Below are 22981 nucleotides of genomic sequence, written 5' to 3' on the forward strand. Positions count from 1 at the left end.
AACCATAGGTTGACGCACTCCGATCGTCAACCCTGGGTTGACGATATTCGCCGGATGCCCCGGACGGCTCGCAAGCCGTCCGGGGCCTCGGATCACCCTTCGGCCAGCAGGGCCTCCAGTTCACGGACGGCGGTCCTGAGGTGGGCGGCGAAGTCGAACATCGCCGCGGCGACCGGTTCGGGAGTGCTGAGGTAGAGGTTGAAACGGTCGGGGAGCAGGACATAGGCGATGCCTATGCATTTGTCACTGGTGGAGCCGAAACCGAAGTACTGGATGTTGACCGAGGGCGCGGAACTGGTGCTGAGGTAGTCGTCGCGGGTGACGGTCCAGCCGGGGGTGTCGTAGAGGGCCAGGTGCTCGGTGACGCCCAGTTCGGGTCCACGGCGGCGCTGGATCCACTGCAGTTCCCACAGGTGCTGCTCGGGGGCGTCACCGGCCTGGCACTGCTTGGCGCGTTCGACGTGTTTGTCGGCGGCGGCACGGAAGGCGGCCAGACGGGTGGCCTTGTCGGCGGCGGCATCGTCCATGACGGAGACGAAGCGCAGGATCTCCGGGGTGACGACGCGCATGGCCTCGGTGCGGCCGCGACGGAAATGGCGGGTCGCGATGGACTCGTAGGTGGCGCCCGTGAGGCCCTTGGAACGCTTGTGGGCGAGCTGGTAGGCCATCTGGACGAAGGCGTCGGGGGAGATCTTCAGCTGCTTGGCACGGGTCGTGCCGAAGTCCGGGAACGACAGAGTGCTCGTCGCGGTGTCGGCGGCGTACTGGGCGAAGGCGTCGGCGGCCGCGCGCACGTCGGCGCGCAGCGTGTCGTCCAGGACGAACTCCACCGGGCGGACGGGCGGGGAGCCGAGAGAGGGCGTCTCGGGGAAGGTGGCGAGGATGTCCTCGGTGAACGACAGGATCGTGGTGCCGTCCAGGCCGCAGTGCTCGACGTTGATGCCGGCCTGACCGTCCGGGAAGACGATCAGGGAGACGGCCTTGTCGAACCAGCGGTCGCCGCTGTCGCCGTGCAGCAGCAGGTCGCAGGCCTCCAGGGAGGTGGCGGGTGCGACGTCCTCCAGGCACAGGCAGAACAGCGCCGACTCGACCTCCTCGAGCGCGGCGGGGTTCGCCGGGTCGCAGGCGATGAGGCGACGCCGGGTCCCGGCCCACTCGGCGCGGGCCATGGTCGTCAGGTGCCCGACGGACGTGTCCCGCTCCGCCCGTACCTCACCGTCCTTCAGGACGGCCTGGACGCCCGCCGCGAGGTCCTCGCGCGAGTAGGGGCGGCCCTCGGCGTCCAGGACCTCCATCCGGAACATGTTGCCCCGGTGGAACACCAGGATGTGCGTGGACTTCGAGGGGCCCGGCTCCGTCTCCGAATACGGGGCGCGGACGGTGTCCTGCTCGACGCCGGGGATGCGCGTGGTGGCGAACAGGAACTTGTTCTGGTCCATCGACAGGGCCTGCCCGCGCCGCTGGACGGGCGGGATGCGTTCGCCGTCCAGGCGCAGCTTGTAGTCGACGGCCGCCGCGACGAGCTGCGCGGCCCGCTCGACCTGCCCGAGCGGCGACTCCTCGAAGAGGAAGAAGAAGTTGGCGTTCAGCGCGATCCTGTCGCGGCGGCCCAGGTAGCGGGACGGCCAGAACAGGTCGAGCCAGCTGTGCACGTCCTCGCGGGCGTCGTACTCCTCCAGCGCCGCGTGCAGCCTGCGTCCGGGACCGTCGGGGCGCAGGAAGTCGGCGACGGCCGCCTCCGTCTCGGCGAGCTGCTCGTCGGTCAGGAGCGGCGAGCACCACTCGATGAACCGTTCGCAGGTGTGGTCGAGCGTCGGCAGAGGTACCCGCGGCAGCCCGTCCTCCAGCGCGAAGGTACGGGCGGGCGTCTCGTGGCTGCTGTTCACTTTTCCTCTATCGGAGTGGGGCGAGTTTCCTCGCGGGGACGGGAGATGAAGAGTCGCGCATGGAACCAGCCGTCGGCCTCTCTGCCACGCGGACTCAGCCCGATCGTGGCCAGCCGGTCCAGGACGAGCGTGCGCTCCTCGTCGGTGGCGAACCTGCGCTGGCGGAAGAGGCCTTCGGCGCGGACGGTCTCGTAGCCGGCGTCGGTGAGGACCTCCTCGATGGGATCGAACGGGAACATGCGCAGGACGAAATGCGCCATCCAGGGGCGCCGGTCGCCGAAGGCGTCGATCAGCCGGGAGATGCTCTTCTCGCCGACGTAGCCCAGGCAGCCGGTGGAGACGACCAGGTCGGTGTCCGCGAGCTTCGCGCGCTGGCGGTCGGTGGGGTCGGCCTCCTCGAAGTCGGCGTGGACGGCGTCGTCCAGGAACCCGGCGGCCAGGGCGTAGTCGAGCGCGGGCCGCGAGACGTCCAGCCCGACGAAACGTACGGCGCGGGGCGTGCGGGAGCCGACGAACTCCCGGTCGCGGGCGAGGACGGCCTCATGGCTCTGCGGGCCGTCGCAGTAGCGCTCGTACAGCTCGTCCATCGTCGCGTCGTACTTCACCAGCGCGGCGTTGATGCCGTACGAGCAGCCGATGTCCAGGATCCGGGGGACGGCGACTCCGGTGGCGCGGCGGTAGTCCTCGACGAGCCCTTCGAAATGGGGCTTGGCGGCCTGCGGAATCCGGTATTCCAGCCTGCGCAGGGTGCTGAAGTAGGTGAGGGGTGTGGGTTCGGTGTAGATGTGATCCAGTGAGACTTTGCCTGTGCTGTCGACGTGCACGGTCTCGTCTTCCTCCTTGAGTGGTGCGGGATGCCGGGGAGGTGAGGGCCGTCCCCCGGAGAGGCGGAGCCGGACGGACGCGGCGAACGGATCGGCCGGCCGGGGTCCGGGATCAGTCGAGCAGGAGGTCGCCCCGGACGGCGCGTCCGGCTTCCACGTGGACGGGGAGCACGCGGCCGAACAGCTGTCTCGTGCGGGAGGCGCTGCCGATCACCCCGGGGCGCCCGCTGTAGGCGAAGATCGCCGAGTGCCGTTCGGCGGCGCCCGCCACGGGACTCACGCGGTGCAGCGAGAAGCGGCCCTTGAACAGCTGGAGGTCCCTGGGCCGGAGGGCGAGGCGGCGGACGAGGTGATCACCGCGGCCGTCGATGACGGCGCGGACGTCGTCGAAGTTCTCCGACTCCGCCGATCTGATGCCGGGGCAGTACTCGAAGACGCCGCCGGATTCGGGGGCCTGCGTCAGCATGCTGACGGTGAACTCGTTGGTGTCGAAGTGCCAGGGGTGCTCCATGCCCGGACGGACGACGTTCAGGCACAGGCCCGAGAGGGGGTCGGCGAGTTCGTGCACCCGCTCCAGGCCGAAGCAGTCGGCCACGAAGCGCTGGAACACCGGGTGGGTGTAGAGCCGGTGGACGATCAGTTCCCCGGGGATGAGGTCGCGTGCGACGAAGGCGTTCCCGCGCTGGAACTCGACGCGTCCGGGATGGTCGGCGGGCAGGTCGCCGTCCACCGCGATGTTGTAGACGTTGACGGTCTCGACGTCATAGTGGGCGCGCGGGGCGACCTTGGCGCCCTCGTCCCGGAGGACCTCCTCGAGTTCCGGCCGGACGAAGTCGGTGAGCACGCAACAACCGGTATCCGCCAATTCTGCTCTGACCTGGGATATCACCGCTTTCCACTGCGGTCCGCCCGCCTCGTGGAGGGGATATCTTGCCGTGTCGACCACCTGCTCCAACATGGCAAATGATCTAACCCCGGATTCCTCCGCGGTCTCCATACCCCGCGGATGAAAAATGGCGAAAATCAACTTCCGAGAGTTTTCTCGAGAGTGTTCTCCCCGGTCGGTCCGGTCGCCGGTCACTCCAGTCCGGTGACGAGGGAGTCCCAGAAGGCCGCCTCGTACACGTGGAGCGCCTGGGCGGCCCGCAGCGCCTCGACCGGGTCCTCGCCGGCGTCCAGCCCCTCCACGACCGCCGCCTCGGCCTGCTGCGCGAACCCGGGCGGCGGTGTCGCGAAGAACCGGAAGAAGCCCACGGCCTCCTCCGCCAGGCCGTACCGGGACGTCAGGGCGTCGGCGACCCGCCCGCAGTAACCGCCCCATTCGTCGAGGTTCGCGATCATCGCCAGGGCCACCGCGCTGCGCGTTCCGTAAACGGCGCACCAGGCGAGGTAGGCCGGATAGACCTGCGCGAACGGAAGCGGCGCATACTCGTTGAGCTCCTTTTCCCCCCAGCCGAGCGCGGTGGAGAAGTCCAGCAGCAGAGAAGACGCCTGCGCCTCGCCCTGAGCGAGCCCGAGGAACAGGTCACCGGCCGATCCGTCGGGAAAACGCGACGCGAGCAGCGCGAAACTCCGCTGGTCGCTCCTGACGATCCGGAATTCCTCGCCGGCCAGCCAGTTCAGCCGTTCTCTCGGCAGTTCTCCGGATTCCAGCAGCTCGACGAAACGGTTCTCATCAGGTCGGGTGGCGATATCGTCGCGGGCCTGGCGGACCAGCTCCCCGGCGAAGAAGTCCTCACTCATCCCCCCAAGGGATCACCGCGGGGTCAACCTGTCAACGCCCCCAGATACTTCTCTATGCTCACGCGGAAGTCCGGGACGATCTCATAGCGTGACAGCTCCCCGAAGGGCACCCACCGTGCCTCCGAGATCTCCGACGGGTCGGGCGTCAGCTCCCTGCCGCGAGCCCGGAAGGCGAAGTCGAAGAAGACGAAGTGCACCGGACGGGACCTGCCGTCCGGATCGATGAGCTCGCCCCAGTGCACCAGCCGCTCCAGGGCGACCTCGAGCCCCGTCTCCTCCACGGCCTCCCGCAGCGCCGCCTCCGCGAGCGTCTCCCCGGGCTCGACGTGACCGCCGGGAGGCGTCCAGAGGTCGCCCCACTTCGGCTGCCGGATCAGCAGGACCTCGTCCTCCGGACTGACGATGAGCGCCGACACGATGACCTCGACCCCACGCGGAAAATTCACGGCACCCTCTTTCCTCCGTCGATGTCCCTCGGCGTCGTTAGTCTGGCAGCCGTGAGCCTCGTGGAGCGGATCATGAACATCCGCATGTGGCAGCAGAACGGCAGGCGCGCGCCGCACAAGCCGCTGCTCCTGCTGTACGCGCTCGCCCGCTTCCAGCGCGAGGGCGAGGGGCCGATCCTCTACTCGGCGGCCGAGAAGGAACTCGCCGAGCTCATCCGCGACTTCGGCCCGCCGGGGGCGGCCGGGCCCTACTATCCCTTCGACCGCCTCGCCAACGACGACGACCTGTGGACGGTCGCGACCGGCGACGGGCTTCCCAGCCCCGGCGACTCACCCGTCAGACTCCGCGAGACGGGCGCCGTCGGCCGTTTCACCCCCAGCGTCGTCGCCGAGCTCCGCACCCGTCCCGAGAAGCTCCTCGAGGCCGCGCGCGCCCTCCTCGACGCGAACTTCCCCGAGTCCCTCCACGAGAGCATCTGCGACGCCGTGGGCCTGGACCTCCACCGGACTCCGTACGTCCTGCGCCGGGTGACGCGCCCCCGCGACCCGGCCTTCCGCCGGGCCGTCCTGAACGCCTACGCCCACCGCTGCGCGTTCTGCGACTACGAGGGCCGCCTGGCCGGGACCACGGTCGGCCTGGACGCCGCCCACATCCGCTGGTTCGCCTTCGACGGCCCCGACACCCTCGACAACTCCCTCTGCCTCTGCTCCCTGCACCACGTCCTCTTCGACAAGGGCGTCCTCACCCTCACCCACGACCACCGCGTCCGCGTCACCGACGCCTTCACCGGCGGCACCCCCACCACCCGCGCCCAGGTCCACGCCCTGGCGGGCCGCCCCGTCGCCCCGCCCGTCCCGGCCCTCGCCTCCGCCCACCTCACCTGGCACCACGCCCAGGTCTTCCACGGCGCCGCCTGACCGGAAGGGCGGTTCCCGGACGGGCCTCGGCGGTGTGCCCGGGGCCGTGCGGGCCTCGGGTCACACGCGGGAGTACCAGGTGACGAGGACGCCGTTGTCGAAGGGGCGGCGGCGGGTGGGGGTGAAGTAGGCGGGGCTGAATCCGGTGGAGAAGAGGGGGATCCCGGTGCCGGCCACCACGGGGTAGCTCTTGATGATGAGCTCGTCGACCTCGGGGAGGAGGGAGCCGGCGAGCCTGCCGCCGCCGCACAGCCAGATGTCCAGGCCGTCCTCCTTCTTGAGGTCCCGCACCAGGGAGAGCGGGTCGCCGTCCACCAGTTCCACGGACGGGTCGGCGATCTCGCCGAGGGACGTGGAGACCACGTACTGGCGCAGGTGGGCGTAGGGGCTGGTGATGCCGATGTCGAGGGCGGGCCGGTAGGTGCCCAGGCCCATCACGAGGGTGTCGCACCGCTTGTTCGGCGCGTTCTCGAGGCCGACGGCGGCGCGGATGTGGGTCGGGACGAACTCCGGGTGCTGCTCGTTCATCCAGGCGCTGTAGTCGGCGGCCTCCTGCCCTTCGCCCTGGGGGTAGAAGTCGACCTCGCCGCCGGGCCCGGCGATGAAGCCGTCGATGGAGGCGCCGACGTAGTAGACGAGTTTGCGCATGCCTCTCCTTAGTACTGCGGTTGATGTACTCCGCTTGCAGTGGTCTGAACTTAGTACTCTGGTTGCAGTGGTGTCAACGCGCTCAAGGGAGAGGCACATGCGACAGAATCCGGCCCGCCGTACCGCGCTGCTGGACGCGGCCATCGAGGTGCTCGCACGGGAGGGCTCGCGAGGGCTGACCCTGCGGGCCATCGACGCCGAGGCCGGGGTGCCGGGCGGCACGGCGTCCAACTACTTCGCCAACCGGGGGGACCTGCTGGCCCAGGTGATGCGGCGGACCAGGGAGCGCCTCGTCCCCGATCCGGTCGTGCTGGCCAAGACGCTGCGGCGCGCGCCCGACCAGGCGCTGGCCGCGGACCTGATGCGCGACCTCCTGGCCCGGATGCGCGGCGACCGCGCGAGCAACCTCGCCATGCTGGAGCTGCGCCTGGAGGCCACCCGCCGGCCCGAACTCCACGCCGAGCTCAGCGAGTTCCTGACCGCCGAGCACCGGGAGAACATCGACTACCACGTGGAGGCGGGCCTGCCCGGCGGCCGCACCGGCGTCGCGCTCCTGTACTTCGCGATGCTCGGCATCGTCATCGACGACCTCACCGTCCCCGAGATCACGGCCGCCTACTCCACCGACGACCTGATCGGGGAACTGGCCGTCCGCCTCCTTCCCGACGGGGTCGGGACGCCCACTCCGGACGACGGACCGCCGGCCGGCACCGGGGCGTGAAACCCGGCCTCGCGGGGCTTCGTCGGCTTCGACCCTCCGGCCGGCTGCTCGCCGTGCCGGACCACTTGACCGCCGCGGTCCCGTCAGGGGTCCCGTCGACGCCTGCCGGCTGGCCGTTATGGGCCATTTCGCGGGTGGCGGCGGAGCCCCGCGCGCCGCCGGGAGGCGGCCGTCCCCGCAGGTTGCGATCCCGTCGTGGTCCGGGCCGTCGACATCCGCCACGGCGGCCGGTGTTGTTCGGCGTTATGTGGCGGCTGACGCAATACTCGTTAAATCTGTAGAGAAAGATTGGGTTAGGGTGATGCCAACGGTTAGAGTGCACATTCGCCGGAGTGATGGTGTGGAGTGGGAGGCCGTTGGCGGACGAGCCCGGAGTGGACGGGGAACATTCCCCGAACAGGGCGAATGCTAATCTTTCGGGCGGTCCTTTCGGACTTCCCCAACTGGACGTCCTGGTCGCGCGTATCCTGGCGCTCGGGGCGGGGGCATGGCGGCTCCGGACCGCGTCGTGGACGCGGCGCTCCCGGCTTGTGCGCAGGCGGGAGGGCGTGGCGCGCTTCACCCCTCCTCCCCTCCTGAGAGGGACCTTCCAGGGCTCTTCCTCCCCGGACGAAGGGGACGGCCGGAAAAGAGGAGGGGAATGACCGGGCAGTCGTCCGAGACCGAAAGAGAACGCCGGGGATTCGGGTCATTCCTGATATGGCTCTCCGGGGCCAACACCGAGATACTGCGGCTCGCCCCCTCTGAGCGCCCGAAATACCAGGGCATGGGGGGCGCGGTCCTCACCACGGCGCTGCTCGCCTCCCTCGCGATGTTCTTCGCCATGCAGATGGCGGTCAAGGCCTCCTTCCTCGGCGCGCTCGTGGTCTCCCTCGTCTGGTTCTGGGCGATCCTCAACCTGGACCGGTGGCTCGTCACCTCGCTGCAGCGCAGCTCCAGCCGCTGGGACCTGGTCAAGGTCGCCGTCCCCCGGCTCGTGCTGGCGCTGCTGCTCGGCCTCGTCATCTCCACCCCGCTCGTCCTGCAGGTCTTCGACGCGGAGATCCGGACGGAGATCAGCAAGATCCGCCAGGAGGAGAGCGAGGCGTTCCAGCGGGAGCAGTCGCAGGGGTCCATCGGCGCGCGCATCGAGGAGCTGGAGGGCCTGGAGACACGGCTGCTGGCGACCATCCGCAGCGGCGGCACGGTGCTCAACGTCGAGGACGACCCGGAGGTCAAGGCGCTGCGCGAGCGCCTGGAACCGTTCGAGAAGGAACGGTCCGAGTACGAGGACAAGGCCACCTGCGAGCTGACCGGTGACAGGTGCGAGGGCGGGAGCCGCAAGTCGGGCCCGGGACCCCGGTACGACAACTACCGCAAGAAGGCGCAGCGGGCCGCGCAGGAGATCCGGGACATCAAACAGCAGATCGACACCAAGATCGAGGCGCTGCAGGAGACGTCCCGGCAGAACAGCGGGCAGGTGCTGAACGAGGCCAAGGAGAAGCTCACCGGCGTGCAGGGCGAGCTAGGGAGGCTGAAGACCCAGCAGTCCGACCAGCAGAGCATGTTCGAGGAGAACAACGCGGCCAACACCGGCCTGCTGGTCCGCCTCGAGGCGCTCGGCCAGGCGTCCGGCGGCAACAGCACCCTGCTGTGGGCGCGGATCATGCTCTTCCTGCTGATCACCACGCTGGAATGCCTGCCGATCTTCGTCAAGGTCCTGTCGCTGGTGGGCCGCCCCAGCGCCTACGACCGGCTGCTGAAGGTCTACGAGGAGCAGTCCGTGCAGACCGGCAAGCAGACCCTGCGCACCCGGCGGGCCACCACCTTCATCCAGAACTCCGACGAGCTCTCCTACGCCAACCATCTGCGCGACGAGCGGGAGCGGACGACCCGCGCGATGGCGCAGGCGACCGCGCAGGCGGAGTACGAGATCGCCCAGCGGGCCCTGCGCCTGTGGCGGGAGCACCGGCTGCGCGAGATCGAGGAGGATCCCGGCCGGTTCGCGCAGCCGGGCAGCCCGCTCCCGCCGCCCGGCCCGTCCCCCGAGGCGCTCCCGCCGTCCCGCCCGCCGCTCCAGGCGGAACGCGCCTCCCGGGAGGAGCGGCCGGAGGAGGGCTTCGCCCACGACCCCTACTTCCTCGCCGAACCGACACGAAGGCGGCGGCGCCGTTCCAGGTGGTGGCAGCTCCGCCCCTTCTGGAGGCGGACTTGACGGTGCTGAACGTCGCGGAGACCTGCGCCGCGACGCGCGCGCTCGGGCCGGGACTGCGCGCGGTGGCCTGGGTGCAGGGCTGCCCCTTTCACTGCCGGGGGTGCCTGGCGCCCGAGTGGATCCCGCAGAGGCCCGCCCGCCGGATCACACCGCGGGAGCTCGCCGCGGAGCTGCTGCGGGACGAGGCCGTCACCGGCCTGACCTTCTCCGGCGGGGAACCGATGGCGCAGGCGGAGGGGCTCGCGGAGACCGCGCGGCTGGCGCGGCGGGAGCGCGACCTCACCCTGATCTGCTTCACGGGCTTTCGCAGGGAGGAACTCGACGGCCGGGCCGGCGCGGCCGAACTGCTGGCCGAGACCGACGTGCTCATCGACGGCCGCTACGTCGACGCCCGCAATGACGACCGGGGCCTGCGCGGCAGCGACAACCAGCGCGTCCACCACCTGACCGACAGCCTGCGCGGTTTCGACTTCGACGAGGGGCGGCGCCGGGCGGAGTTCCGGTTGCGCGGCACCGAGACGCTGCTCGTCGGCGTCCCGCCTCTGCGGGTGGCCGCAGCCTGGCAGGCCATGGAGACACCGCGGACCGTACGGGACGCGGAGGGAGAGGACGCGCAGTGAGCGGGGCGAAGCGCATCAGCGTCGACCAGGGGGCCTGGAACAGGGCCCAGAAGGCCGCGCGGCGGCTGGCCGACGTGCAACGGGACCTGCCTCGGATGCTGGAGGAGGTGCGCAGGCAGCACCAGGCCGACCTCGACCGCGCCCTGGGGGCGGTCGACCGCAGGCAGCAGCAGGTCGAGAACGACCTGGGCGGGCTCAGCCGGTACACCCGCGACCTGGAGGAGCAGACCAACCGGCGGCTGCGCGAGCAGGCATCCCGGCTGAAGAGGCTGCGCGTCGAGACGGGCGAGGAGGCCCAGCGGCTGCGCAGGGAGCTCGACGAGGAGCGCGCCGCGCGAAAGCTGCTCGACGACAAGGTCGCCGAGCTGGAGAGCGGCCGTGACCGCGCCTCCGAACGGGCGCTCGCCACCTTCTCGGACGCCGTGAAGATGAGCGAGACCGTCGGGTCCATGCCGCACGAGAAGTTCGCCCCCGGACGGCTCGACAGGATCCGGCAGCGCCTCGTCCACATCAGCGACACGCTCGAAGGGCAGGAGGCCGCCTACTCGCTGGGCCGGATACAGGAGGCCTACTTCGACCTGAGCGACCTGCGCGCCGAGGTGCAGCTCGCCGAACGGGAGTGGTGCCTGGCCCAGGCCGAGGCGCTCGGCGCGCTGCGGCTGGCCGCCGAACGCGCGGCCGCGCGCGCCGACCTGCCCGTGCCCGGCGAGGACGGCGAGCCACCGGCCGACGTCAGGCTCGTCGTCGACTTCTGGACCGACGGAGGGCTGACGGCGCTGCGCGAAGAGATCGCCGCACTGATCCGGGAGGCGGAGGTCCTCGACGGCCCGCTGACCGTCGAGGACCTCCGCCTGGCCGTCCGGGAGCACGCCCCCCGCTACGAGGCGGAACTGGACGCCCTGGTGGAGCGGGCGGCCGCGCGGCTGTACGCCTCGCAGCTGCGGGCCGAGACCGCCGACCACATCATCGACGCCCTGGAGGACCAGGGGTACGAGCTCGTCGAGGAGACCTACGAGGGAGAGGACTACCGGGAGGCCCACTACAGCAAGGTGCGCCACCTGGGGGACGGCAGCGAGGTGGTGGTGGAGGTCGCCCCCGAAGGCGACACGGGTCTGGCGATCCGGTTGTTGTCGTACGGCGACGGGCGTTCGGAGACGCGGCGCGTGCAGCGGGCCGAGAACCTCCTCGCCGCGCTGCGGCGGCAGGGCGTCCCCGTCGGGTCCCCCACCGACCTGGGCGTCGAGCCGTCCCCCGGGGAAGGAGACTTCCAGCTGATCCGCGGCCGTCGGCGGCGCCTTGACTGAGCCGATCGCGACCCGCTTGAGGCCGTTCAGCCGGGCGGCCGCGGAGGGGGAGTCGCCGCTGATCCTCTACGGGCAGGGCACGCGGGACGTGTTCGTCGACGAGGCGTACCGCCGCGCCGACCTCGGCCAGGCCGTCCACGACGCCCTGGCCGCCGCGGGTTTCCAGCGGGTGGTCTTCTTCTCGCTGAAGGGCATGCTCACCGTGCGGGACCCGGCTTCCCGCCTGCGGCCCGCGCCGGAGCCGGAGCTTGCGGAGCCGCCGCGGCGCAGGCCCAGGGTGAAGGGGCCGATGGGGGAGCACCGGATCTCCCCGCGCGCGCGGCCCCGGCACGAGCCGGCCGCCCCGCCGGGTCCGGCCATGACCGACGACGCCGCGCTGCAGATGATCGTCTCCCTGATGGGGCAGCGGGAGACGCGGACGGCGATCGTCCTGGAGAAGGTCGAGCTGATCGAGCGCTGGCTCCAGGCGGCGACGCAGCGCGACCTCGCCGTCGCGCTCGACTCCTGGCTCGGCGACCGGTCCGGCCACGGGAACGTGTGCGTGCTGGTCTTCAACAAGGACCACCTCGCGGAGGTCGAGGAGTACGCCAGGACGAGCCGGAACCTGCCGGGCCTGCTGGACTCCGCGGTCGCCGCGGAGCGCAGGCGCCCGGGGAGTCCTGGCCTCCTCGGGCCGCCGGAGGAGGGCGAGCTGGCCGGGCTCGTGCACCGGACGCGGGTGGGCCGCGGGCTGGAGATCGGCGACTGGAGCCGGCTCGCCCACCTGGTGCGGCTCATGGGGCGGGACGGGCTGCCGCTGGTCACCTGGGAGAACCGGCTGGACCGGCTCCGCGCGCGGCGGCGGCCGCTGACCCACGAGGCGCTGCGCGAGCAGGGCTGGGTGAGCGGCCCGGAGCTGCCCGAAGGGGACGTCTGGCAGCGGCTGGCACGGCTCAGGGGCCTGGACGGGGTCCGCGAGCACCTGGAGGGCCTGCGCTGGCGGCCTCCTTCGGGCCGGGAGGCGGTCACCCGCCACATGGTCTTCACCGGCAACCCCGGCACGGGCAAGACCACCGTCGCCCGCCTGGCCGGGGAGGTCTTCCTGGAGCTGGGCCTGCTGCGCCGCGGGCACGTCAAGGAGGTCGGCGCCGCGGACCTGGTCTCGCCGCACGTGGGCGAGACGGCCCTCAAGACCCACCGGGCGGTCGACGAGGCGATCGACGGGGTGCTGTTCATCGACGAGGCCTACATGCTGAGCGACCAGAGCGACGGCTTCGGCGGCGAGGCGATCGACACCCTCCTTGCCCGCATGGAGAACGACCGGTCGCGGCTCGTCGTCATCGCGGCCGGGTACCCGGCGCGGATCCGGGAGTTCCTGCGGGCCAACCCCGGCCTGAGCAGCCGCTTCCCGAAGGCCAACATCCTGGACTTCCCCGACTACCCTCCGGACGTCCTGACGGACATCGCCCGCAACGGGCTGGACGAGCTCGGCCTGACCCGGGGAGCGGGCTTCGACGCCGCCCTGGAGAAGGCCGTGCACCGCATGCACCGCCACCGGGACCCCGGTTTCGGGAACGCGCGGGCGATGCGCGAACTCGTCGAGGAGACCGGTGCGCGCTGGGCGCGCAGGGTCAAGCACCTGCGGACGGCGCCGCTGGAGCCGGAGGACCTCCCCGCTGACGCGCCGCGGGGGGAGCCTCCCGCGGCGCTGGCGGAGCTGCTCGGGCCGCTCGACGGCATGATCGGCCTGGGCCCGGTGAAGGAGGGGGTGCGGTCGCTGCTGGTGCGGCTCCAGCACAACCGCCGCCGGGGCAGGGGCGAGGTGGTCGCCCCCCACCTGCTGTTCCTCGGGCCGCCCGGCACCGGCAAGACGACGGTCGCCAGGGAGCTCGGCCGGATCCTGCGGGAGCTGGGGCTGCTCGGCCGGGGTCACGTCGTCGAGGCGGGCAGGGCGGACCTGGTCGGCGCGTACGTCGGCCACACCGCGCTCAGGACCAGGGAGCGGATCGAGGAGGCGATGGACGGGATCCTGTTCGTCGACGAGGCGTACAGCCTCTCCCGGGGCGCCGCGGAGAACGACTTCGGCCGGGAGGCCATCGACACCCTGGTGCAGGAGATGGAGAACCGGCGCGGCCGGCTCGTGGTCGTCGCCGCCGGGTACCCCGAGGAGATGTCCCGCTTCCTGGCCGCCAATCCCGGGCTTGCGTCCCGCTTCCCGGGCGTGATCGACTTCCCGCCCTACACGGTGCCCGAACTGGGGGAGATCCTGCGGACGATGGCCGAGGCCGAGGGGTACGCGCTGGGGGAGGGCGTGCCCGAGCGGGCCGCCCGGTGGCTGGAGCGGGCGAGGAGGGCACCCGACTTCGGGAACGGCCGCGGTGTGCGGGAGCTGCTCGGGCTGATGGAGGCCGGGATCGCCGAGCGCACCCAGGCCGACCCCGCAGCCGACCTCGACACCTTCCGGCCGGAGGACGTGCCCGATGCCCGTAGGTGAGGCCTCCTGCCCGGTCTGCTCGCTGCCCGCCGGGCGGCTCGACCGCTGCGCCGAGTGCGGCTGGGAGCTGCGGACGGACTGGCGGCAGGGCCGCGCCGACCGGAGCGGGTTCGCCGCCGCGCTCCAGGAGGCGGTGCTCGACCACGACCTGCGGGTGGCCGCCCGGCTGGACGAGGACTGGAAGCCGTACGCGGCCTGGCTGCGCGGCGTCCCCGACGAGGCCGCCTGGACGCGGGCGCGGACCAGGCAGGGCCCGCCCGTCCGGCCGCTGCGCCCGCTGCTGGCCAGGGTGCTGCCCGCGCTGGGCGCCGCCGACTCGCTGGCCGTGTTCGAGACGGACGCCGAAGGCGTCGCGGTGACCCTGGTCCGGGCGGGGGAGCTGGAGCAGGCCGACCGTTCGGCCCGGCACGGCGTCACCTGGCGGGAGCTCGTGCCGATGCTCGCGCAGGACCCCGCCGAGCGGAGGTTCCAGCTCGCGGGCGGGCTGGCCGGGCTCGACCGGGCCACCCTGGAGGCGGTGCTGCGCCAGCGGCTCACCCGCTGGGCCGAGGGTCTGGCCGAGGGCATGGTGCGCATCGCCGTCTGCCGCGCCCCGGGCTGGACCCTCCCGGAGCAGGCCGTGCGGTCGCTGGGTTCGATGACGGCCCGGGAGACCGGGCGGGTCCAGGACGCGCTGGACGGGATACGGGCGGAGCTGCCGCTGCGCGTGCCGTACGGGCTGCTGGTCGCCGCGGTGAACCCCGACCGGACGGTGCGCATGGCCACCAGGCCGCTGTTCGCCGCGGGGACCCGGCCCGGGACGTCCGCGCGGGCGGGCGTGCGGTGCGTCGAGGGCGGCGTGGCGCAGGACACGGTGCTCGCGGTGGTCACCGAGGAACCCGCGCGGCGGCTGGTCTCCGCCTGGTCGGGGCCGCTGGACCCGGGCGGGGCACACGAACTCGAGGTCCTGCTGGAGGCGCCCGGCCGGGTCCGCCTGGTGCGGCCGGGCGGCATGGCGGCCGACCCCCGCAGCCTCGCGGAGCTGGAACGGCTGGCGCCCGCCCGGCTCGACCTGCGGGCGGAACAGATCGAGCTGGTCTGCCTGCTCGAACTCAACGGCCGTCCGGAACCGGTCGCCCGGCGCAGGGAACTGCTGTCCGGGCTGTTCGAGCTGCTGGCGCGGGAGGCGCCCGGCCGGGTCTCCGCGGCGGTCCTCGGGTACGGGGAGCACTTCGCGGCGGGCAGGAAGCACCCGGCCGTGCTGCACGGCGACTGGCTCAGGCCGCTGCCGGAGGCCCGGGAGGTGCTCGACGCGCTGCCCGACCGTGCCACCGGCTTCTACCCGAACGCGGCGCCGCTGGAGGACGCCCTGCACGAGGTCGTGGACCGCGGCGCGCGGGACCCGTTCGCCTACTCGCGGGTCCTGCTCGTCCTGGCCGGGCGCACCGCCCACCCGCCGTCCACCCCCCTTCTCCAGGACGTGGACAGGCCCGCCCACGCCTGCCTGAACGGCCTCGACTGGCAGGACTCCGCCGCGCGCCTCGACTTCGCGGCGAAGGTGACCCGGCGCTTCGCCGTGCTCGACCGCCTGGACGAGGCCGCCCGCGCGGAACCCCTCTGGCGGGAGCTCGGCAGGGACCTGCTCGTCGAGCTCCCGAAGGCCACGCCGCGCCGGCTGGCCGTCGACATGAACCTGATCCCGGCGGATCCGGTCCGCTGCCCGTTTCCGCTCGCCGACGTCCCTGCGAGGTGACCATGTCCACGCCCCCGGCTCCCGCGACCCCCACGCCCCCGCCGCCGCCCGATCCCGCCGCGTCCCGGGGCCGGATCGGGTTGTGGGGGCCGCCCGCCAGCGGCAAGACCACCTTCCTGGCGGCGCTGGGCCTGGCCCTCGACCGCGGCGACTTCCCGTGGCTGCTCTACGGGCGGGACGAATGGTCCAACACGTTCCTGTCCTCCCACACCGACCTGCTCCGGCAGAAGACGTTCCCCCCGGCCACGACCGACCTCTCGCGGGAGCTGTCGTGGGTGTTCCGGGGCAGCCGGACGATCCGGGAGGGCAGGCTGCTGCGCAGGTCCACACGGGAGGTCGTCTCCGAGCTCGACCTCGAGCTGATCGACGCGCCGGGCGGCTACTTCATCGGCAGGTCGCAGCCGGCCGAGCCGTCCAGGGTGCGGTTCGACGACGATGACGACGAGGAGGAGAGCCAGGAGGAGCGGCTGTACCGCCACCTCGGCGCCTGCCACGGCCTCATCTACCTCTTCGACCCCACCCGGGAGCGCACCAGGAAGGACTCCTATGACTACTTCCACCACACGGTGCTGCAGATCGCGCGGCGGTCGGCGGCGCGGAGCGGGGACCGCTTCCTGCCCCAGCACCTCGCGGTGTGCATCACGAAGTTCGACCACCCGCACGTCTACGGACCGGCGTTCAAGAACGGCTTCATCGACCAGACGCTCAACCCCCAGCACTTCCCCGCGGTGCCCGACGACCTGGCCGAGGAGCTGTTCGAGTTCCTGGGCGAGGCCGACCGCGAGAGCAGCGCGGTCCTGCTCAGGAACAGCATCCGGCGGCACTTCCACCCCGACCGGACCCGCTACTTCATGACCTCGGCGGTCGGCTTCTACCTCGACCCCGACCTCGGCAGGTTCCGGCACTCCCAGTACTGGAACGTCGTCGAGGAGGAGGGCGACGAGGGGCGGACCTCCCGGATCCTGGGCGACGTCTACCCCGTCAACGTGGTGGAGCCGCTGGCATGGCTGGCCGAGACCCTGCTGCCGAGGAGCTGAGATGGTCCGCGCACGGATCGGCTGGGGACTGCGGGGCAAGCCCGCGGGCAGCCACGACGAGTACGCCGTTCTCGCCGCGGGCGGCCCGGCGTTCGGCAAGGGCGACTACGCGGGCATCTTCTCGCGGTTCTCCCCGGGCAACCCGCCGGTGGGCCGGGAGAGCCCGGGGTCGCTGCCCTGGGTGGTGCTCAGCGTGTTCCGCGACGACCACGAGCACTACCTCGGCCTGACGGTCCAGGACTGGTCGAACGACACCGACGCGGCGGGCCGCCCCATCTCGCTCAGCAGGTGCTTCGCCGTCCCGTACACGCTGGTCGCGGAGAACCGGATCTCCTACCGGGACCTCTACACGGCCCTGCACGCGGTGGACCTCCCGCCCGACGGCAGGACGCTGGACGTCGAGCTGCCCGAGACGGCGGAGGGCGCGCAGGCCGCGCTGGTGGAGCGGTTCGGCTTCGAACGGGCCGCCGCGGCGGCGGCCCTCCTCCTCGAAGGCCCGGTGACCGTCACCCGCGCGGAGGAGCTGACCCCGCGGGACAGGGTGGACTTCTTCGAGGCGGTCGCCGCCCTGCTGCCCTGCGGCTGGCGCACCCGCTTCACCGCGAGCACCTGGCACAACGACGGAAGCCGGCATCTCGGCCTGGTCTTCGCCCGGCAGCGCCGGTCCGGCTCGGTGGAACTGGACTGGCAGACGCCCCGGTTGCCGTCCGAGTCGGTGATCGCGGGCGACTACTGGGGGCAGCTCCACGAGCTGAAGGGGGTGCGGGGCATCCCTCTGTCCGTCATCGTGGCCCACCTGGCGGGCTGCGGGGAGCCGCTCGCCGGAGCCGAGCCGTCCGAGGCCGTCCACATCTTCGCGGACCTGGACAGGCCCCGCACCGTTCTGAAAGCGGCCATGGGCGGCAGGGCCTCGGCCGAGGACCTCCGCTGGGTGTTCACCTCGGGACGCTTCCGGGAACTGCGCGCCGAGGAGCGGGCCGCCCTGTTCGACCAGCTGGTCGGGCTGGGAGACGTCGAGGACATCCCGCTCGTCGAACGGCTCTGGGCGGAGGCCGGAGGCGACCTGAAGTCGCTCGTCCGGGCCGCACGGACGGATCTGCGGCGGCGGGACCCGTCGGAAGAAGGAAGCCGCTATCTGGGGGCCGCCGAGCGGCTGGGGCTCGCGGATCCCTTCCTGGCCGGGTTGGTCCGGCTTCTGGAGCCGGGAGAGGATCCCGGCGGGGAGGTCATGGTGGCGCGGCTGGTGATGGCCCGCTCCCAAAGGGACCACATTGCGACGTTCCAGGCCGTGGCCGACAACAAAGCGGTGCTGCACCAGCTGCTCTGCCACCTGGCGGTCGACAGGGGAGCGGATCTCGTCGGCTGGTTCCGGCAGCTGTCCCGTTTCGTTCCGGCGGACTTCCTCCATCCCTTCTTCCGTGTTCTCCACGGGGACGCGGAGCGGCCCCTGGACGCCGAGACCCTGTCGGGGTTCCTGGCCCACGGCTCCGCGTCGCTCCATGCGCTGCTGGTCGCGGCGGAGGTCAGGGGGCGGCTGGACCGGGTGCTTCCCGAGTTCGCGTCCCTGGTGATCACCGACGCCAGGCTCGGCCACGCCTTCTGGACCGACTGGATCTTCGAGCTCGACCCGGTCGGAGGGCACGACCGGGGAATGCTGGACGTGCTCCTCCTCTGGCGGGACCGGTCGCCTCGCCATCTGGAGAAGGCCGCGCTGGAGGACTGGCGCGGATACCGGGAGGGGTTCGTCGCGGGGTGCGCGATTCCCGGGGTGGAGGCCGGGCTCGACAGGATCCTCGCCGGGCTGGCCGCCCACCTGCGGGAATGGAACTGGTGCAAGGACCCCCGGCAGGTGGCCGTGGTGCTCGCGCTGGCCACGGCCTACCGGGAATCCCCGGTGCTGACGGCGGCGGTGCTCGCGGCCCGGGCCGCGGCACCGGAGCTGTCGGACGACGAGGGGTACCGCTCCTGGCGGGAGCAGGCGCTCCAGAGGCACGCGCCGCTGGAGGGCCAGGAGCCCGTGATCGTCCTGAAGGCGCTGCCGCGGGACGCCGCAGCGGAGAACGTGGGACGGCTCTGCGCGGAGATGCTCGGGCGCGGCGTCCTGCCGAGCAGGCTGGTGGAGTGCCTGGACCAGTCGCACTGGCGGCTCACCGGGGACCGTCTGGTCGGTCTTCTGACCGGGGCCCGGAGTTCTCTCCGCGCGAGCGGGGTGTCCGAGGCCGGAGCCAGGGAGAAGTGCCGGATCCTGACCGCCGCGATCCAGCGGAGCAGGAGCCGGCCGCATATGAGCGACGCGCATCTGAGTGATCTGCGGTACACGGCCGTCCAGAGCATCTGCACGGAGCTGGAGCACTACTCCTTCCTGCTGGAGACCATCGCGGCGGACACCGAGGACAAGAAGTCCTTCCACGTGGGCGACCAGTCCCGGCAGCGGCTGATCGAGCTCTCCGCCTGGCTGAAGGGCGTCATCGAGGCGAGCCGGTCCAGGAAGTTCTTCGGCCGATGACCGGGACCCTGGTGCTGGATCTCGACGAGTTCACGGCCACGCTCGTGCGTTCGGGCGTGCCGGAGGTGCACCGGCTGCCGCCCGGCCTCCGGCTGGACGGGCTGGCCGTGCCCGGTTGCCGTTTCGTCGTCCTCCTTCCGGACTCGGGGGACGAGCTCGGCTGGCAGGAGGCGGCGCACCGGGTGGTCGCGCCCTTCGGGCGGCCCGTCTACGCCGACCGGTTGACCGCGGTCGCCGCGGCCGCGGGGGCCGGGGGGATCTCGGGGGCGTTCCCGGTGTGCGATCTGGCGGCGGGAGGACTGCACGCGGGCTTCGCCGAGGTCGCGGAGAACCGGATCCGGGTGGACCACCGGATACGTGAACCCGAACTGGGCTGGGCGTCCTTCGTCGGCGCCGTGGTGCGCGCGCTGCCCGGCCGGAGCGGTCCTGCCGTCCACCGGGCCCTGGCCGACGGCGGGGAGCGGCTCGCGGTCACCCTGCGGCTCGCCCGGGAGGACGCCGCCTACGGGGACACGCCCGCGGTGTGGGTGGAGGGGCAGGCGGTCCCCGCGGGCCTGCTGCTGGACTGCCTCACCCCTTACGCGCAGCGGCTGCGTTCCGCGCTGGCGGAGCTGCGCGTGCCGGCCGCCGAACCGGTGCTGGCGGGGGAGTTCGTCGGTTTCCCGCTGCTGCGCGAATTCGTCTTCGACGTCTCCGGTGAGAAGCCCGGAGCGTTCTCGCCGGGGCCGCACGCGGCGGCGCACGGGGCCGTCCAGCTGGCCTCGGGCCGGTTCACCCGGCAGGAGCCCCTCCCGCTGCCGCTGAAGCTGCCTCTGCACCGGGTCAGGAACGGCCTGCTGGAGGAGGCGAACATCCCGATCCCCGTCGGGCCGGGGGAGTTCGCCTCCCTGGGGGAGCGGCCGCTGCGTCTGGGGGCGGGCCCCGGTGACGTTCCGCTGGGAGACCGCGCCGAGCTCGTCCTGGAAGCGGCGGACGGGGTGCGCAGGCTCGACCTCTCCGCGCTGCCCGCGGGCTCCTACGAGGTGGGGCTGCGCGTCTCCCGCCGGCTCGGGGCGGTGCTGGCCTTGCGCGCCGGTGACGGAGCCACTCCCGTCTTCATCCCCTTGGAGGCCAGGACATGAGCGATTCGTCCCGTACGGAGCTGCGCGCCGCGCTGGCCGCCGTGATCGAGGAGGCGCGGTCGGTCGACCTCACCGACGACACCGCCGCGCTCGTCTTCGTCACCGGTCTGCAGCGGGCGCTCGAAGACCTGCCTGAGCTGTTCGGCCTGGCCGGGACGCTCATCGAGGCGGCCATGCTGGGTTCGACCGCCCGCGAGCGCCTCGCCGGCCGGATCGCCGAGCTCGACCGGCTGCGTGCCGAGCTCGGCGAGGAGCAGCAGACCCTGCGCCGGCTGCAGCCGGTCCTCGCCGAGCTGAAGGCGGCCGCCGCCGAGCGGGAGAGGGTCGCGCAGGAGCTGGCCGAGCTCCAGCGGTTGCGGTCGTTGGCCGAGGAGCTGCCCGCACTGCGGGAGCAGCGGCTTCTGCTGGAGCGCCGGCGTGCGGAACTGGAGTCCGCCGAGGCGGCGGAAGCGGCGCTGGCCTCGGCCGCCGACGAACTCGTCCGGTCGTCCGACGCCCGGCTCGCCTTGCTGGCCCCGTTGGCCAGGGAGGCGGTCGAGCATGCGGACAGGGCCGATCGCGAACTCGCCGCCGCCAAGGCCAGGCTGCTGGAGGAACAGGTCAGGTCGAAGACCCTGACCGCTGAGCTGGCGGCGCTCACCGCGGACTTCGAGGCGCTGCGTGAGCAGAGCGAGAGGCGGATCCCCTTTCTGCAGCGCTACCGGGAGGCCGACGCAGAGCTCAGGGACGGCCTGGCCCGCGGCGCCCCGGACGGGAGAACGGGCCTGGACCAGGCCCGGACCGCCCTCGCCGAAGTCGAGGAGCGGCTCCAGGAGATCGACGGGCTGCTCCGCTCCGCCCTGCACGCGCACGACAAGTCGTATGCCGAGCTGCGGGCGGAGACGGGACTGCTCTGATTAAACTCGCTCACTGTGCGCCACTTCATGGGACTTTTGGCAACTTTGTCAATCTTGGTATGTCTATGTCCCGCCCCGGCGGTGGCCGAACCGGTGAGGAGCCGGGCGGACCTGCTGGCGGAACGGCTGAAGAAGCGGCCCGTCCAGGTGGGCGACCACGAGCTGCGGGTGGTTCCGGAGGGGGCGGCGGAGCGGATCGAGCAGACGCTCGGGGCGCTGGGGGTGCCGTTCTTCGTCGTGGTGGAGACGGCGGGCCTGTACCGGGTGGAACGGGAGGAGCCCGGAGAGCTGATCCCGCTGCTGCGAGACCGGCTCAGGAAGAAGGGCGTCTACCTGGTGACCGACCCGTCGGGAGACGGGACGGCGCGGCAGTACGGCGGGGCGTTGCCGGTGGAGCAGGCCTGGCACACGGCACGGATGGAGATGCCGTACGACGCGGACGTGACGGAGTACGTGGCGCGGTTCGTGGAGATCCTGAAGGCACCCGACGTCAACGCGCGGATCGAGGCGCGGCGGCAGGCGCCGAAGCCGGAGTACCAGGTGCGCGCCGAAGCGCGTGACCGGGCGGAGATGAAGGCTTTCACCATCGGCGCGGCGGTGGGCGGGCTGCCGCTGCTCGTGCTGCTGGCCTTCCGTTTCGTGCGGAAGGGAGCGCGGAAATGAGGGCGGCTGCGTTCTTGCTGACGGCGGTGCTGGTGCTGCTCGTCCCGGGAGGCGGCGCGTCCGCCGACGAGCCGCCGTACGCGCTCACCCGCCTGGACCGGGTGGCCACGGCGCTGGAGAAGGACCCCTTCTTCATCGACGAGGAACTCCTGGGGACGCTGGACGCCAAGGAGCGCAAACGGATCCGGACGGCGATCAGGAGGACGAGCAGGAGTCTGGGCATGCCGGTGTTCGTGCTCCTGATCCCCAACCCGTCGAGTTCGGAGGCCGACGGCCGCAACGACGTGTTCCTGCACTGGCTGCACGACGAGCTCGGCAAGGACGGCCTCTATCTGATGGCCGACCACGAGGCGGACCTGGAGGTCGTGCCGTTCGAGGTTCCGCGTGACATCGGATACATGCTCATCGGCGAGGAGCTGGTCGACTCCGCCGACCCTGGAGACCCCTTCGCCGACCTGCCCCAGCGGATCGAGGGCGCGCTCGACGAACTGGCCGGGACGCCGCCGGGAGAACCCGCCACACCCAGGCTGTACGCCACCGCCGACCCGTTCGGCCGGAAAGAGCTCCCGGTGAACGAACCGGAGACGTGGGGCTCTTTCTGGGGAGGCCTGTTCGCGGGCCTGAGCGCCGTCCTGGCGCTGTACGGGATCGCCGTGGCGATCCGGGGACGCTACCGGTCCCTGACGCGCTCTCCCCACGATTCTCCCCAGCCCCGGGTCAAGAGCCTGCGCGCGCTGGCGGACGAGGAGCTGGCAAGGCTCGCCGCGCTGATGCCGCCTCCCGACGACGCGCCGGGCCGCCTGTACGTCCAGCGGTCCTACGACGCCGCCCGGTTCCTGTCCGAAGGCGTCGGCCCCGACCCGGGCCCCCGCGACACCGGCGCGGCACTCGACCTGGTCGGGGTCATCGTGCTGGCCAGGCAGGGCCGCGAGATCCTGGAGAAGGACCTGCTCCGCCCGCTCGTCCCGTGCCGGATGAATCCGCTGCACGGTCCGGGTGTGCTGAAGCGCAAGGTGGTCGGGATGCCCACGGGCAAGGTGTGCCGGGCATGCGCGGACGTCCGGCCGAACGAGCGCGGTGACAAGGTGCTCAGGGTGCCCGGCGGCTACCGCTACCACGAGGTGGACGGCCGCTGGAAGCGCGGTTACGTCGGCCAGGACCTGGCCGAAAGGGTGCTGGAGTCCCTCAGCGCCGAACGGTTCGGAGATGAAGATCGCCCCAGGGGCTGACGTTCTCGCCGTTCGCGTTG

19 protein-coding genes and 1 pseudogene are annotated in these 22981 nt (G+C 72.0%); 14 read left to right on the forward strand and 6 right to left on the reverse strand.

Annotated elements, in window-relative coordinates; genetic code table 11:
- Positions 1–92: 92 nt before the first annotated feature.
- From C2865_RS31280 to C2865_RS31300, 5 genes are all read right to left on the reverse strand, one after another.
- On the reverse strand, positions 93–1886 hold the full coding sequence (locus C2865_RS31280) for a choline/carnitine O-acyltransferase (RefSeq protein ID WP_106402239.1): 1794 nt from the start codon (positions 1884–1886) through the stop codon (positions 93–95).
- Positions 1883–2710: a class I SAM-dependent methyltransferase gene (locus C2865_RS31285; RefSeq protein WP_106402240.1), complete on the reverse strand. Its 828-nt coding sequence runs from the start codon at positions 2708–2710 to the stop codon at positions 1883–1885. The genes C2865_RS31280 and C2865_RS31285 overlap by 4 nt, the downstream gene beginning before the upstream one ends.
- 112 nt (positions 2711–2822) lie before the next feature.
- Positions 2823–3707, reverse strand: coding sequence for a HalD/BesD family halogenase (locus tag C2865_RS31290; RefSeq protein WP_198653759.1), 885 nt, complete (start codon positions 3705–3707; stop codon positions 2823–2825).
- Positions 3708–3787: 80 nt separating this feature from the next.
- Complete coding sequence (locus tag C2865_RS31295) at positions 3788–4453, reverse strand: thiaminase II/PqqC family protein (RefSeq protein ID WP_106402242.1); 666 nt, start codon at positions 4451–4453, stop codon at positions 3788–3790.
- A gap of 23 nt (positions 4454–4476) precedes the next feature.
- Entirely contained in the window at positions 4477–4899 is a 423-nt protein-coding gene (locus C2865_RS31300; RefSeq protein WP_157963968.1) for an NUDIX domain-containing protein, read from the reverse strand.
- Between the two features lie 51 nt (positions 4900–4950).
- On the opposite strand from C2865_RS31300, the gene C2865_RS31305 reads away from it, so the two are divergent.
- Entirely contained in the window at positions 4951–5817 is an 867-nt protein-coding gene (locus C2865_RS31305) for a phosphorothioated DNA-binding restriction endonuclease (RefSeq protein WP_106402243.1), read from the forward strand.
- Positions 5818–5877: 60 nt separating this feature from the next.
- On the opposite strand, the gene C2865_RS31310 is transcribed toward C2865_RS31305, so the two are convergent.
- Entirely contained in the window at positions 5878–6465 is a 588-nt protein-coding gene (locus C2865_RS31310) for a dihydrofolate reductase family protein (protein WP_106402244.1), read from the reverse strand.
- A gap of 97 nt (positions 6466–6562) precedes the next feature.
- Between C2865_RS31310 and C2865_RS31315 the strand changes: the two genes are divergently transcribed.
- The 13 genes and pseudogenes from C2865_RS31315 to C2865_RS31370 all read left to right on the forward strand — a co-directional run bounded on the left by C2865_RS31315 (position 6563) and on the right by C2865_RS31370 (position 22961).
- Positions 6563–7186, forward strand: coding sequence for a TetR/AcrR family transcriptional regulator (locus C2865_RS31315; protein WP_106402245.1), 624 nt, complete (start codon positions 6563–6565; stop codon positions 7184–7186).
- A 79-nt stretch (positions 7187–7265) separates the two neighbouring features.
- Positions 7266–7598, forward strand: a pseudogene (locus tag C2865_RS42005) (hypothetical protein); the annotation flags it as partial.
- Between the two features lie 228 nt (positions 7599–7826).
- Positions 7827–9380: a DUF4407 domain-containing protein gene (locus C2865_RS31320; RefSeq protein WP_157963969.1), complete on the forward strand. Its 1554-nt coding sequence runs from the start codon at positions 7827–7829 to the stop codon at positions 9378–9380.
- A gap of 2 nt (positions 9381–9382) precedes the next feature.
- Positions 9383–10000 carry a 4Fe-4S single cluster domain-containing protein gene (locus C2865_RS40305; protein WP_232835928.1) on the forward strand — a complete coding sequence of 206 codons (618 nt, stop codon included), beginning with the start codon at positions 9383–9385 and terminating at the stop codon, positions 9998–10000.
- Positions 9997–11304, forward strand: a complete 1308-nt coding sequence (locus tag C2865_RS31330) for a coiled-coil domain-containing protein (protein WP_106402248.1) — start codon at positions 9997–9999, stop codon at positions 11302–11304. The genes C2865_RS40305 and C2865_RS31330 overlap by 4 nt, the downstream gene beginning before the upstream one ends.
- Complete coding sequence (locus C2865_RS31335; protein ID WP_106402249.1) at positions 11297–13777, forward strand: AAA family ATPase; 2481 nt, start codon at positions 11297–11299, stop codon at positions 13775–13777. Before C2865_RS31330 ends, C2865_RS31335 begins: the two co-directional genes overlap by 8 nt.
- Complete coding sequence (locus tag C2865_RS31340; protein WP_157963970.1) at positions 13764–15509, forward strand: hypothetical protein; 1746 nt, start codon at positions 13764–13766, stop codon at positions 15507–15509. Before C2865_RS31335 ends, C2865_RS31340 begins: the two co-directional genes overlap by 14 nt.
- A gap of 2 nt (positions 15510–15511) precedes the next feature.
- Complete coding sequence (locus C2865_RS31345) at positions 15512–16546, forward strand: hypothetical protein (protein WP_157963971.1); 1035 nt, start codon at positions 15512–15514, stop codon at positions 16544–16546.
- 1 nt (position 16547) lies between these two features.
- Positions 16548–19052, forward strand: coding sequence for a hypothetical protein (locus C2865_RS31350; RefSeq protein ID WP_106402252.1), 2505 nt, complete (start codon positions 16548–16550; stop codon positions 19050–19052).
- Positions 19049–20173: a hypothetical protein gene (locus tag C2865_RS31355; protein WP_106402253.1), complete on the forward strand. Its 1125-nt coding sequence runs from the start codon at positions 19049–19051 to the stop codon at positions 20171–20173. The genes C2865_RS31350 and C2865_RS31355 overlap by 4 nt, the downstream gene beginning before the upstream one ends.
- A complete protein-coding gene (locus C2865_RS31360) occupies positions 20170–21069 on the forward strand; it encodes a coiled-coil domain-containing protein (RefSeq protein WP_106402254.1) in 900 nt (299 codons plus the stop codon). Before C2865_RS31355 ends, C2865_RS31360 begins: the two co-directional genes overlap by 4 nt.
- Positions 21070–21150: 81 nt before the next feature.
- Positions 21151–21732, forward strand: a complete 582-nt coding sequence (locus C2865_RS31365) for a hypothetical protein (protein WP_198653744.1) — start codon at positions 21151–21153, stop codon at positions 21730–21732.
- The gene (locus tag C2865_RS31370) at positions 21729–22961 is read left to right on the forward strand and encodes a hypothetical protein (RefSeq protein ID WP_157963972.1); all 1233 of its coding nucleotides are present in this window, start codon (positions 21729–21731) and stop codon (positions 22959–22961) included. The genes C2865_RS31365 and C2865_RS31370 overlap by 4 nt, the downstream gene beginning before the upstream one ends.
- The last annotated feature ends 20 nt before the right edge of the window (positions 22962–22981 follow it).

Origin of the sequence: Actinocorallia populi, from assembly GCF_002995495.1 — a bacterium.
GTDB lineage: Bacteria > Actinomycetota > Actinomycetes > Streptosporangiales > Streptosporangiaceae > Actinocorallia > Actinocorallia populi.